The organism is Haematobacter genomosp. 1 (assembly GCF_002196855.1).
Classification (GTDB): domain Bacteria; phylum Pseudomonadota; class Alphaproteobacteria; order Rhodobacterales; family Rhodobacteraceae; genus Haematobacter.
Genome location: NZ_NIPW01000027.1, coordinates 146,219 through 157,772 on the forward strand (window position 1 = coordinate 146,219; position 11,554 = coordinate 157,772).

The following is an 11,554-nucleotide window of genomic DNA, read 5'->3' on the forward strand; positions in this document are numbered from 1 at the left end:
ACTTTTGGCACCGCGCGTCGATATCTCGAACCGCCGCAACGAGGGCGCAAAGCTGATGTTGCCATGCGGCGGTGAATGACCGGCGTGTGCCCTCGAATGCCCGAAATGAGGGCGGAGCTGCCAGTCTGGAGTGGCATGGCCGGTTCTACAGGCCGAGACCCCGGCCCCTGCCAAGGTCAAGGCCGTGCGTGAAGGCCAGTACCCGGCCAAGGCTGCGCCCTGAGTCGATGTCACCGCCGATGCCGAGTTGCTGCTTGCGGTTGGCGAGAATAGATTCAAGCTGCGGATCGCGTTGCAGCCTGTTCGCCATGTCGCCCATCTCGGCCCGCGTGGATCGGTAGCCGGACATGTCGCCCGCCTGATATTGGCGCTGGCTGGCCTGATCCAGCCTCTGCCAGCGCTCCACGAAACGGTCTGCACTGCGCTGGGGATCGGTGCGGATTTCGGTTTCCAGTTGCAGGGCGCGGATCGCGCGGGCGGTGCGTCCCGTGGCTGCCTCCGTCGCAAGCTCGGGATTCTTCTTGTAGGCGGATTCGGCATCGTGCGAGCCGTAGGGCCGCACGTCCTCGAACACCTTGCGGGCGTCGTGCAACTCCTGCACCTGTTCCGAGCTGGCCTTGCCGCCCTGTTCCTGCGCCTTGAAGACTGCGTCCACGGCACGGGCATGACGGACGAAGGCCCGGCCACGGGCGCGGTGCAACGCCGCCTCTGGGTCAACCTCGGCCTGCTGCTCCACCGCCTGTTTCCCGGCCCTTTCCGGCCCTGCACCGACTGCGGGGCCGGGTGCGCCGTCACCGCGCTGGCGCAACCTGTCTAGCATGCCGTCGATCCTGTCGCGGATGCTCTCGGGCACGAGTTTGCGCATGATCTCGGCGATGCGGGCACGGAAGGTGATGCCGCGCCGCTCGGCATAGTCCTGCGCCGGGTCGTAATCCGTCGCCATGTCCTTGGCCCGGTCGCGCGACAGGGTGTTGATGAGCTTGTCCTGACTGGCGAAGTCGTCGTGGCCGTAATGCAGGTCCATGCCGTCGCGATGCCGCGACAGGGCGACATAGCTGCCGTGGGCGTCCAAGCCCGGTGTCGCCAGCACATGCGTCCGGTCCACCGTCATGCCCTGCGCCTTGTGGATGGTCGCGGCATAGCCGTGGTCGATGCGGTCGTAGTCCTTGAGGTCAAAGGCGACGGAGCGCCCGTCATCGGTGCGAACCGACATGGATTGTTCGTTGACCCGTTCGATGGTCCCGAGCGTGCCGTTCTTCACGCCCAGGCTGCGCTCGTTTTGCAGGAACATGACGCGATCCCCTGCGGCGAAGTTGCGTTCGCCGCGTTCAACGGTGACGCGCACGTTCTCGCCAAGATCGCCAGCCTCCCGCATCCGGTCGCGGGCGGCCTCGTTGAGTTCCCGCACCTCGGCATTGGTGTGGGTAAGGATGATGCGGCTGCTGTCGGGCGATGCCTGACGCTGACGGTCCCAACGGTCGATCAGTTCGTCACGGCCCTGCTCGCGAGTCGTGGCCTGATGCACCATGTCGTAACGGTCATAGGCATGGATCGCTTCGCCGGTCCTGCCGGTCGCCAGATTGCGGGTGGCGTCGCGCTGCCAGTCTTCCCGCTGGCGGCGCACCTCATGGATTTCCACGCCGCCATGACGTTCGTGGATCGAGCGGAACGCCGCGCCCGCCTCGATAGATTGCAACTGCTGCGGATCGCCGACCAGCACCACCTTTGCCCCGGCCTCGGCGGCATGGGACAGAACACGCTCCATCTGGCGCGTGCCGACCATGCCCGCTTCATCGATGACAAGCACTTCGCGGGACGTGAGCAGGTCGCGCCCGTTTTCCCAGCCATGTTCCATGCTGGCGATGGTGCGGGATGCAATGCCCGATCCGCTTTCCAGATTCTCGGCCGCGATACCAGACAAGGCGACGCCACGAACCTCATAGCCCGCCGCCTCCCAAGCCTCGCGCGCCACGCCGAGCATGGCGCTCTTTCCCGTTCCGGCATAGCCGACGACAATGCCAAGGTCGCGCCCATCCGTGACATGCGCCAGCGCCTCGGCCTGCTCCCCGGACAGGACAAGGCCGCGCTGTTCGGCGCGGGCCAATGCCGCCTGCCTGTCGGCCTCGTTGACTTCATGGCGTTCGCATTCCGCCATCAATTCCGCCGCGCGATGAAGGCGCTGCTCCGCCTCGATCATGTTGCGCGTGGTGAGCCGATCTTCACCGCGTCCGTCCTGCCCGAGTTCGACCAGATAGGGCGCGTTGCGTATTGCACCCATCACCTCGTTGAACTGGTCAATGCCGTCGCTATGCCGGTGCGCGAACATCGCCATGTCGCGCCGCGTGAAGGTCGATTGCTGGTGCGTGATCGCGTCCAATCCTATGGAAGGATCGGCGATGATCCGCGCGCCGTTGTTGCGGGCGATCTCGCGGTGCATGTCCACGCGGTCGGCAGCTTCAATGCCTTCGATCCTTTGTGCGGGTGCGCCGATCTGGCTCTGCGGCTCCAAGCCGATGCCCTGCGCCTCAAGACTGCGGTGGTCAATCCGCGCGTCGATGTCGAGTTCGGCAAGGCGCTCGTTGACTTGGCTTGCCCAGCGCTCGCGCCACCGCTCCACCATCTCCGTGCGGTTCCAGTCCCGAACCTTCTGGCCGAAACCGTTCTCGTCCACCGAGCGCATGGCGAGCATGACATGGGCATGGGGTCTCGGCATCCCGTCCTTGCCGATGTCCCAATGCACATTCAGGTCGGCGATCATGCCCTGATCGACAAACTCGGCCTGCGCAAAATCGCGGGCAAGCTCGATGCCTTGGCGCTCCGTCATCTCGCGGGGAATGGCGAACTCCACCTCGCGGGCAAGTTGGGCGTCCTTCCTGACCTCGAACGCCTCGACATCGTTCCACAGCCGTTCGCGGTCGTTCCATGCCTCCGGTGCGTTCTCGGGCAACAGCACCTCGGAATGGACGACGCCGCGCTTGGCGGAAAAGTCCTGCACACGGTCGATGCGTTCGTCGCGCAGCCGCGAGGCGGAGCGGTAGGCGGCGGACGCCACCGCGCTGCTTCCGGCCTTGCGGCCGATGACCTTGACGTGAAGATGATAGATCGCCATCGCGATCAAGCATTGCCACGCTCAAGCGCACGTCGGAACGACGTATAAGCGCGCCCTCCCTCGAAAAAATCTCGGGATGGACCGGGCCGTGCCAGACCGTCCCGGCAACAATACTGCGTTCGGCCGCCTTCGCAACTATCATCTCTGCATCAAAAGCTTATGGAGACGACGATGCGCAAACCACGGGACTATGATGCGGAACTGAAGGCGCTTGAGGACAAGGCGCGGGAACTAAGAAACCGCAAAGTGCAGCAGCTTGGCGAACTGGTGATCGCCACCGGGGCCGATGCCTTCACCGCCGAGGAACTGGCGGGCGCGCTGATCGTGCTGGCGGAAACCACCGATGCCGGAAAGAGGGAGGCGTGGGCCAAGCGTGGGGCCACATTCTTTCAGGGCCGGTCGCGGCGATCTGCGCCAGCGCCTGACCGCGACATTGGCGGCGCTCGGACGCAACCGGGCGGCGCGCAACCGGCATCAGGCGGCACGGGCGCGGAATGACATGCGAAGCTGGCAGGTCGAGCGCCGCAAGCGCACGCGGCATCTGATCGAACTCGGCGGCCTCGTGGTCAAGGCAGGCATCGTGGACCTGACCGGCGATGATCGTGCCATGATCTACGGTGCGCTGCTCTGGATGGCCGACAAGCTCAGAAGCAAAGACGGAGAACACGCGCGCGACGTCTGGACGAAGCTGGGAAAGACGGCGTTCGATGCGGAACGTCCAGCAGGCGCACATGACAGAACTCAACCGCAGCAGGATCGGGCGTGACCGATGGCGGGCGGCGCGGAGACCTCACATATCGCAGCGCTGCCCGCCATCGCGTGGCAACGCCGCGCAAAGCCAAGTCGCCGTTCATCATCCAAGTACGCCAGCATGCAAACGGAGCGTTTCGCGGAACTACTCCGAGCGCCTTCTGAACAGCCAGGCAGCGCTGCTCAATGTCGTGACGGCGATCAAGGCGAGCGGCACGGTCTGGGAAACAACTTCCGCAACAGGAATGTCCTTGAGGAACACGCCTCTGACGACGACGAGGAAGTAGCGCAACGGATTGATCAGCGTGACCGGCTGGAGCCAAGTCGGCATATTCTCGACGGGCGTGGCGAAACCGGACAGCAGCATGGCGGGAGCCATGAATAGAAATGCCCCAAGGATGGCCTGCTGCTGGGTCGTGGAGATTGCCGAGATGAACAAGCCGATACCGACAACGGAAGCGAGGAAGAAGATCGCACTGCCGTAGAGCAGAAGGAGAGAGCCGCGCAGCGGGATGCCGAAGATGAACACCGCTACCACGATGTAGAGGGTGATGTGGAACAACCCGATCAGCATGGGCGGGGTCAGCTTGCCGATCAGGATTTCATGCGTGCGCAAAGGGGAGACCATGAGTTGATCGAAAGTGCCCAACTCCCGCTCGCGGGCGATGGACAGCGCCGTGACGATAAGGCCGATGAGAAGCGCAATAGCCCCGACGAGATTGGGAACCATAAACCAGCGAAATTCGAGATTTGGATTGAACCAGTTGCGCGGCACGACACTGACCACGCCCCATGCCGCTCGCTGCCCGGCGGGCGTTTCGGCTGCTACCGCGTTGACGATCTGACCGAGATAGCCGCCGACGATCTGCGCAGCATTGGAGCGGCGACCGTCGAGGATGATCTGGATGTCGGCGGGGCGCGCGGCCTCTATATCGCGTGAGAATGTGGGGCCGATATGGATAGCGGCCAGAACCGTCTGCCTGTCGATGGCCGCGCGCAATTCATGCGGTGAGTCGGCATGCGCAACGGTCTGGAACGTTGGCGCTCCCTCAAGACGATGGACGATCTCGTGTCCCCAGCGCCCGGCGTCATAGTTCAGAACCATGACGTCCACATTCCTGACCTCCAGCGTCGCCGCGAAAGAGAAGACGACGAGCTGCATGATGGGAGGAACAATGACGATAACGCGGCTTTTGGGATCGCGCAGCACCGCGAGCAGTTCCTTGACGATCAGTGCCCTGAGCCGAGTCCACCACATCTCAGCCGATCCGCTTTCTGGTGCTACGCGCTGCGATGAGGAAAAAGACCGCCCCGATCGCCAGCATCATCGCGATGCTGCTTGCGAACATCGGCCAGATGTCGCCCACGAGGAACACCGTTTGCAGGCTGGGGATCAGATAGCTGGCGGCTACGACCCTCGTAAGCTGCCGGATCACGAACGGCATGGAATCGATCTCGAAGATGAAGCCGGAGAGCAGGAAGGCGGGCAGGAAAGCCGTAAGGAGCGCAACCATCGAGGCGAGGAACTGGTTCTTGGTGAGGGCGGAGATCAGCAACCCTTGACCGAGCGCAGGGATCAGGAACGCGGAACACACAGCGTAGAGCGCGACGATCGAGCCTCGGAACGGCAAGTCGAAAAGCATGACGGCGACCACGACACAAAGCGTCATCGCCATCATCCCTAGAATGAAATAGGGCAGGAGTTTCCCGGCCAGCAGCTCCAGGGCTGTGACCGGCGTCGCCATGATCGCCTCCATCGTGCCACGCTCCCATTCGCGCGCCACCACCAGCGACGTGAGCAGCGTGCCCACCAGCGTCATGACGATGGCGATGGAGCCTGGCACGAGGAAGAAGCGGCTGGTCAGTTCCGGGTTGAACCAGAAGCGTTGCTGGACCGTGATCGGCGCACCAGACACGGGGCTTTCGGCATTGCGTAAGGCCAGCCAGTTTGTGATCGCGCCCTGCACATAGTTCTGCACGAAATTGGCGGTGTTGGGATCGGAGCCATCGACGATGACCTGCACGGTAGGACCGCTTTCGGAGACGAAAGCTGCTGTGAAAGCGGCAGGGATGACGACGATGCCGCCGATCCGGCCGAGAACGAGATCGTCCTCGAATTCCCGCCGGTCGCGGCCGTGGATCACTTCGAAAGAAGAAGACGCCGTGAAGCTGGCGGCAAGGTCTTGCGTCAGCGGCGATGCGGATTCGATCACCAGTCCGATGCGGCTACGGTTGGCGTCGAGCGAGACGCCGTAGCCGAACAGGAACAGCAGCACCATCGGCAGCACGAAGGCAATCAGGATGCTGCTGGGATCGCGAAGCACCTGAATCGTCTCCTTGCGCACGAGAGCGGCGAAACGTCGGGTGCGGCCCAGACGAACCGGGGATGTTGTCCTTGAAACCTCCGGCGCGCTCATGCCCCCATGCTTTCGTCCGAGCGCTTGACCAGTTCGATGAACGCATCCTCCATGGTCGGCTTAGGATTGGCGTCGGTCGCCACGCTGGACTTCAACTCGTCCGGTGTGCCCAGGGCGATGGAGCGTCCTCGATAGATCAGCGAGATGCGGTCGCAATATTCGGCTTCGTCCATGAAATGCGTGGTGACGAGGACGGTCACGCCCTTTTCGACCAGCGCGTTGATATGGGTCCAGAACTCCCGCCGCGTGATCGGATCGACGCCGGATGTCGGCTCATCGAGGAACAGGGCTTCGGGTTCGTGCAGCATGGCGCAGGCCAGCGCCAGACGTTGTTTCAGACCCAGCGGCAAATCCTTGGCCGACATGCCCATGATCGGAGCGAAATCGAAAATCTCCGTCATCAGCGCGATGCGCTCACGCCTGCGCTGACCGGAAAGGCCGTAAACCCCTGCGAAGAAGGCGAGGTTCTGTCCGACGTTGAGATCGCCGTAGAGCGAGAATTTCTGTGCCATGTAGCCGAGCCGGTTACGCGCCTGCGCACCGTCTCGGCGCAGATCGAAACCGGCGACGCGGCCTTCGCCCTCCGTGGGCTTCAAAAGGCCGCAGAGCATCTTGAAGGTGGTGGACTTTCCCGCCCCGTTTGGACCGAGCAGCCCGAAAATCTGGCCGCGCGGTATCGCGAAGGTGATATCGTCCGACGCGGTAAAATCGCCGAAACGCTTGGTCAGACCGTGCGCCTCGATAACCGGCAGGTCGTCCTCTGCCGGGAAGCTGCGCGAAGCCTCGGCGAGTTTGGATCGCCCGCCCGGGCCTCCGCCCAGCATATCAACGAAGGCATCCTCGAAACGCGGTGGTGTCGGCGCGATACGTGCCTTTGCTCCCGCATCCTCAGGAATAGCGGATGCGGCCTCAATATCGGGCCGGACCACCAGCCGGATCGCTTCGCCCTGAATAACCCCGTCGATCACGCCATCGCGGTCGAGCGCCTTCGCCAGCACCAGTCGGCGACGCCCGGCCATGTCGGTAAGCTTCAGGACGCGGCCGTCGACGCGTCCGGTTAACTCGCTAGGTGGTCCATCGAACAGGAGTTGGCCCTGGTTGAGCAGCAGAACGCTGTCGCAAGCCTCGGCCTCATCGAGATAGGCGGTCGCCCAGACGACGCCGATCCCTTCCCGTGTCAGGTCCTCGACCATGGCCCAGAGATCGCGGCGCGAAATGGGATCGACGCCGACGCCCGGCTCATCCAGCAGCAGGAGGCGCGGCTTCTTCAAGAGCGCGCAGGCCAATCCCAGCTTTTGCTTCATGCCGCCGGAAAGCTTTCCGGCGAGGCGCGCGGTGAAGCGCTTGAGATCGGTGAAGGTCAGCAGTTCGTCGAAGACCGCCGGCCGTTCCGCATGGGCCAAGCCGCGCAGATCGGCATAGAGATTGAGGTTTTCTGCTATGGTGAGGTCTTCGTAGAGGCCGAAGCGCTGTGGCATGTAGCCAATGGCGGACTGGATGGCGGCAGCTTCCTTGCGCGTGTCGGAGCCGAGCACGTTGATGCTGCCCTTGTCGGGCAGCATCAACCCCGTCATCAGACGCATCAGGGTCGTCTTGCCAGCGCCGTCCGGCCCGACCAGCCCGGTGATCCTGCCACCGCTGATCGAGCCGGAGACACCATCGAGAGCTGGAGGTCCATTACTCCCGAAGGTTTTCGTCACGTCCGACAGAGCGACGAGGACGGGTTGCCGGCTGTCCGTCGATCCATCCTGCATGGTCATGCCGGCGGCTCCGAAAGGGGAAGCCGCACCGTGACAGGCATTCCCTGCCGCAGCCCCTCGTCGGCTTCGGCGACGGTGATACGCAGCCGATAGACGAGGTCGGTCCTCAGTTCCGGCGTTTCTACCGACCGAGGCGTGAACTCAGCAACGGGCGATATGAAGCCGACCGTGCCCTGATAGGGGCGATCCGGTGCGGTATCGGTCATGATTTCCACGTTCATGCCGGGATGGATTCGGCCGAGATCGGGCTCGGCAATATAAGCGCGCACCCATACGGGCTGCGCCAGCGAGAGCACATAGATCACTTGGCCCTGCGAAAGGACCGAACCTGGTTCCTGCGTTCGTGACAGAACGACGCCATCGGAGGGCGCGCGAAGCTCGGCATCGGCAAACGAGGTCCGCGCCGATGAAAGGTTCGCCTCCGCCGCGTGAAGGTTGGCGCGTGCGATTGCGATGTCCTCGGCGCGCGTGCCTTCTTCAAGAAGGTGCAACGCCTCCAGCGCCGAAGCGGCGCGTGCGGCCGCCATGTCATATGCGGACTGAGCCTCATCCAGACTGGCTTGCGAGATGGAGCCTCCCGGCCGAAGCGCGGCAGCGCGCTCCAGACGTTGCTGGGCATTCCGCAGGTCAGCGAGACGTTCGGTATGGTTTGCCCGCGCCTGAGCGATTTCGGCGGGACGAGCGCCGGTTTCGAGTTTTTCGAGAGTGGCGCGCAAGCCCTCGACCTGTGCCTCGGCGGCACGGACGCTGTCCTCCAGCGGCTGGGTATCGAGACGTGCGAGCAAGTCGCCGGCGGCCACCGTATCGCCTTCCTCGACCAGCGCCTCGACCAGACGGCCGCCGACACGGAAGCCGAGGCCCACCTGCCTGATATCGACATTTCCATAGAGGAGGGCTTGCTGTGAAATCGCAGAGTCCGTCCAGCCAAGTCGTGCAGGAAGGTCAAACGCCCACGCCGCACCAGCCCCCGCGACGACAAGCACAGCCAACGCGCGCAGGACTTTCCTGTTCATGACCGGCGTCCATGGCCGAAGGAGGCAACGAGGTCGGCGACATGAGCGCGCATTACGTCGATTTCTCTGTCGCCAATGGCTTCCCATGCGAGTGTGCGAAGCGCAGCCGCCCTCGCCATGCGGAACACAAGGATACCACCCGCGAGCGACAGAGCGCGTAGCCGCACATGCTCGCTGTCCGGGTCTTCCGAGAGGAGGATGGCGACAAGCCTGCATACGATGCCGAGCATCGGACGCATGACCGCTGCATAAATCCGGTCGAAGGCTTCCGTGGGTGCCATCTGTTCACGGACGATGAAGCGCGCCCAAGGTTCGGATTGATCGCTGATCATCAGCCCGGCAAAGGTCTGGAGTCCGAGAGTGAGCATTTGCCGCGCCTCGGCATCCCCGATGACCTCTCCCCCTTCGTCCATTCTCGAAAGGCGGTCGTGCAGCATCTGCCGGGGGGCGGTAAGCTTCCCGGAGATTACCGCTCCGATGTGTTCGGCAGCGGCAACATAGAGCCCTTCCTTGCCGCCGAAATAATAAGGGATGGCCTGCTGGTTCACCGCTGCTGCCTCGTTCAGCATGCGGGTCGTCGTGCCATGGAAGCCATTGAGGCCGAACACATCGATCGCGGCGTTCAAAAGCCTTTCTCTCGTGGCATCTCCTCGTTCGGCCGTTGGTCGTCTCATTGCCGTTTCCTTTCAGTAGACCTGAAAACTAATTCATCCGGTTGATTTAGTCAATCAGATGAATTAATTTTACGAGTAGAAGCAGGCGAGCTGAGAAAGGACGGGCTATGCGGAGGCGGCGACATTCAGCGCCGATGATCGACCGTCGATGGGGCGTGCCGACCTCGCTCGCCTTCGCGTCGATTATCCAACCACGGTCCAGCATGGAGGAGTGACCATGCTGCATATCGAGTGGTGGCACCATGCGGCCTACGGGTACATGTGGCAGCTTGCTGCCCCCGGTTTCGCTTGGGAGTATCTGCGCCGGAATGACGATTATCGTCAGGAGTTCCAGACCATCGCACAGACCGGGAGACCATCTGGCCGCGACCTTGAAGCGTTCGCGGATTGCTGGGGCTTGCTGTTTCCCAAGCGACCCTGACACGCCGGCTGATCTACAAGCTGCGCTCTGGTCGCCGCGCGTGTATGCGAATGCCGTCATGCTGTTGCCTGTCAGACATGAAACCGGCACGAGGGGACCGAGAATTAGGCTCGCCCATCTCGACGGCCTCGATCTGCACCGCGCAACCGATGGCTGGCACGGCATCTGGCAGGCCGATGGCATCGCGCATCAACTGTGGCTGCCCCGCGCCGCTCCCGATGCTGCGACCTTCTACGGCACGTTCTTGCCGTTGGATGCCTTCTTTGAACTGCGATCACATGCTGCCCGGCGGTTCTGGCGCTCCGTCGAAGGCCGCCGGCCGGGTCCGGAGTTTCGGGTCATGCCCGCCCAACTCCGCCAATGGCACATCTTGTCCCTACGAGCCTTGGACGCCCGCCTGCACGGCGAGAGCTACCGCACCATCGCCAAAGTACTGCTAGGATTCAGCGGCACGAAAGAGGATTGGGAAGTCGATCCGTGTAAGAACAAGGCCCGCCGCCTCGTTGCCCATGGCATCAAGATGATGCGCGGCGGCTATCGGCTGCTGCTGCACTATCCCATCAAAACGGACAGCCATTGAGCGCGCAGGGCTTCGGCATGGCCGAAACGGCTGATATGCCGCCAGCTTCAAAACAGAAAAGGCTGCCTTTCGGCGACCCTAAGCATCTGATTACACGTCGGTTTCGAGTGTTTTATGACAGAAGTGGTTGCGGGGGCGCGCCTTGCGAACTGTTTCGCAATGTCCAAAGCGATCATCCCGCCCTGCGCCGCACTAGCAGCCTGAGGTCTTGTGCGCTACGCATAGTCAGCTGCGCGCCTTGCTGCGCCGAACCCAATCCGCCCCGCCATAACTCACGGCGTATATATAGACCTCACGCAGATCATCGTCGACTGAGAATACAACGATACCCTTCCGTCCCGCCGGGATCGCCCGAAGTCCTGGTGCAATCTCGTTGCGTCTGCTTCCCTTATGCGGGGTCAGCGCAAGGCTGCGGATCATCGCTTCGATTTCATCGAGCTTGGTGGCAGCACTGGATACTCCAGCATAGTCAGAAATCCATTCGGAAATCCAGTCGAGATCGTCAGCGACCGAAGGATGGAACCGGATGCGGTAAATCACCGATCACCAGAGGCCAGTCGGGCGCGAGCCCGGGCGAATACCTCATCACCATCAACGAAGGCATCGCGCGGCGTCTGCAGCCTGGTTCGGATCTCGTCGGCGAAGACGCCCAGCGCGACCTCGCGCTCCTCCTCGTCCTGGATCATCTGCTCCAGCGCAGCTGCCACCAGCGCGGATTGCGAGGCGAAGATGCCCGCCCCCACCTTATCCGTCAGGAAGCGGTGATGGCGGTCCGTGAAGCTCAGCGTAGTTTTGACGGTCATGAAACCCTCCTAAGTATGACTACATCA

The 11,554-nt window shown here is 62.9% G+C and carries 12 protein-coding genes; 4 read left to right on the forward strand and 8 right to left on the reverse strand.

The features are described from left to right. Positions 1-145: 145 nt before the first annotated feature. Entirely contained in the window at positions 146-3,109 is a 2,964-nt protein-coding gene (traA, locus tag CDV49_RS14185) for a Ti-type conjugative transfer relaxase TraA (protein WP_088216109.1), read from the reverse strand. Between the two features lie 171 nt (positions 3,110-3,280). Here traA and CDV49_RS14190 point away from each other — a divergent pair, with 171 nt between their 5' ends. Both CDV49_RS14190 and CDV49_RS14195 read left to right on the forward strand, forming a co-directional pair. Beyond that, positions 3,281-3,607 carry a conjugal transfer protein TraD gene (locus tag CDV49_RS14190; RefSeq protein WP_179209224.1) on the forward strand — a complete coding sequence of 109 codons (327 nt, stop codon included), beginning with the start codon at positions 3,281-3,283 and terminating at the stop codon, positions 3,605-3,607. Between the two features lies 1 nt (position 3,608). Continuing rightward, complete coding sequence (locus tag CDV49_RS14195; RefSeq protein ID WP_088216073.1) at positions 3,609-3,875, forward strand: conjugal transfer protein TraD; 267 nt, start codon at positions 3,609-3,611, stop codon at positions 3,873-3,875. A gap of 129 nt (positions 3,876-4,004) precedes the next feature. Here the strand turns inward: CDV49_RS14195 and CDV49_RS14200 are convergent, their stop codons facing one another. Genes CDV49_RS14200 through CDV49_RS14220 form a run of 5 tightly spaced genes read right to left on the reverse strand, consistent with a single transcriptional unit; the run spans position 4,005 to position 9,723 of the window. Next, positions 4,005-5,117, reverse strand: coding sequence for an ABC transporter permease (locus CDV49_RS14200; protein ID WP_088216074.1), 1,113 nt, complete (start codon positions 5,115-5,117; stop codon positions 4,005-4,007). A 1-nt stretch (position 5,118) separates the two neighbouring features. Next, positions 5,119-6,276 carry an ABC transporter permease gene (locus tag CDV49_RS14205; protein ID WP_088216075.1) on the reverse strand — a complete coding sequence of 386 codons (1,158 nt, stop codon included), beginning with the start codon at positions 6,274-6,276 and terminating at the stop codon, positions 5,119-5,121. Further along, positions 6,273-8,036 carry an ATP-binding cassette domain-containing protein gene (locus tag CDV49_RS14210; RefSeq protein ID WP_179209225.1) on the reverse strand — a complete coding sequence of 588 codons (1,764 nt, stop codon included), beginning with the start codon at positions 8,034-8,036 and terminating at the stop codon, positions 6,273-6,275. Before CDV49_RS14210 ends, CDV49_RS14205 begins: the two co-directional genes overlap by 4 nt. Continuing rightward, complete coding sequence (hlyD, locus tag CDV49_RS14215) at positions 8,033-9,049, reverse strand: secretion protein HlyD (protein ID WP_088216076.1); 1,017 nt, start codon at positions 9,047-9,049, stop codon at positions 8,033-8,035. The genes CDV49_RS14210 and hlyD overlap by 4 nt, the downstream gene beginning before the upstream one ends. Next, on the reverse strand, positions 9,046-9,723 hold the full coding sequence (locus tag CDV49_RS14220) for a CerR family C-terminal domain-containing protein (protein ID WP_088216077.1): 678 nt from the start codon (positions 9,721-9,723) through the stop codon (positions 9,046-9,048). The genes hlyD and CDV49_RS14220 overlap by 4 nt, the downstream gene beginning before the upstream one ends. A gap of 217 nt (positions 9,724-9,940) precedes the next feature. Here CDV49_RS14220 and CDV49_RS14225 point away from each other — a divergent pair, with 217 nt between their 5' ends. Together CDV49_RS14225 and CDV49_RS14230 are read left to right on the forward strand one after the other, a co-directional pair. Then, entirely contained in the window at positions 9,941-10,144 is a 204-nt protein-coding gene (locus CDV49_RS14225) for a transcriptional regulator domain-containing protein (protein ID WP_088216078.1), read from the forward strand. A 58-nt stretch (positions 10,145-10,202) separates the two neighbouring features. Further along, positions 10,203-10,724 carry a DUF2285 domain-containing protein gene (locus tag CDV49_RS14230; RefSeq protein WP_088216079.1) on the forward strand — a complete coding sequence of 174 codons (522 nt, stop codon included), beginning with the start codon at positions 10,203-10,205 and terminating at the stop codon, positions 10,722-10,724. A 225-nt stretch (positions 10,725-10,949) separates the two neighbouring features. On the opposite strand, the gene CDV49_RS14235 is transcribed toward CDV49_RS14230, so the two are convergent. Beyond that, positions 10,950-11,264, reverse strand: a complete 315-nt coding sequence (locus CDV49_RS14235) for a type II toxin-antitoxin system RelE/ParE family toxin (RefSeq protein WP_088216080.1) — start codon at positions 11,262-11,264, stop codon at positions 10,950-10,952. Continuing rightward, positions 11,261-11,527, reverse strand: coding sequence for a hypothetical protein (locus tag CDV49_RS14240; RefSeq protein ID WP_088216081.1), 267 nt, complete (start codon positions 11,525-11,527; stop codon positions 11,261-11,263). Before CDV49_RS14240 ends, CDV49_RS14235 begins: the two co-directional genes overlap by 4 nt. Positions 11,528-11,554: the final 27 nt, after the last annotated feature.

Coding starts and splice junctions, on each gene's coding strand:
- CDV49_RS14200 (WP_088216074.1), bottom strand. CDS start 5,117: ATGTGGTGGACTCGGCTCAGGGCACTGATCGTCAAGGAACTGCTCGCG.
- CDV49_RS14225 (WP_088216078.1), top strand. CDS start 9,941: ATGCTGCATATCGAGTGGTGGCACCATGCGGCCTACGGGTACATGTGG.
- CDV49_RS14220 (WP_088216077.1), bottom strand. CDS start 9,723: ATGAGACGACCAACGGCCGAACGAGGAGATGCCACGAGAGAAAGGCTT.
- traA (WP_088216109.1), bottom strand. CDS start 3,109: ATGGCGATCTATCATCTTCACGTCAAGGTCATCGGCCGCAAGGCCGGA.
- CDV49_RS14230 (WP_088216079.1), top strand. CDS start 10,203: ATGCTGTTGCCTGTCAGACATGAAACCGGCACGAGGGGACCGAGAATT.
- CDV49_RS14210 (WP_179209225.1), bottom strand. CDS start 8,036: ATGACCATGCAGGATGGATCGACGGACAGCCGGCAACCCGTCCTCGTC.
- CDV49_RS14195 (WP_088216073.1), top strand. CDS start 3,609: ATGCGAAGCTGGCAGGTCGAGCGCCGCAAGCGCACGCGGCATCTGATC.
- hlyD (WP_088216076.1), bottom strand. CDS start 9,049: ATGAACAGGAAAGTCCTGCGCGCGTTGGCTGTGCTTGTCGTCGCGGGG.
- CDV49_RS14190 (WP_179209224.1), top strand. CDS start 3,281: ATGCGCAAACCACGGGACTATGATGCGGAACTGAAGGCGCTTGAGGAC.
- CDV49_RS14205 (WP_088216075.1), bottom strand. CDS start 6,276: ATGAGCGCGCCGGAGGTTTCAAGGACAACATCCCCGGTTCGTCTGGGC.
- CDV49_RS14240 (WP_088216081.1), bottom strand. CDS start 11,527: ATGACCGTCAAAACTACGCTGAGCTTCACGGACCGCCATCACCGCTTC.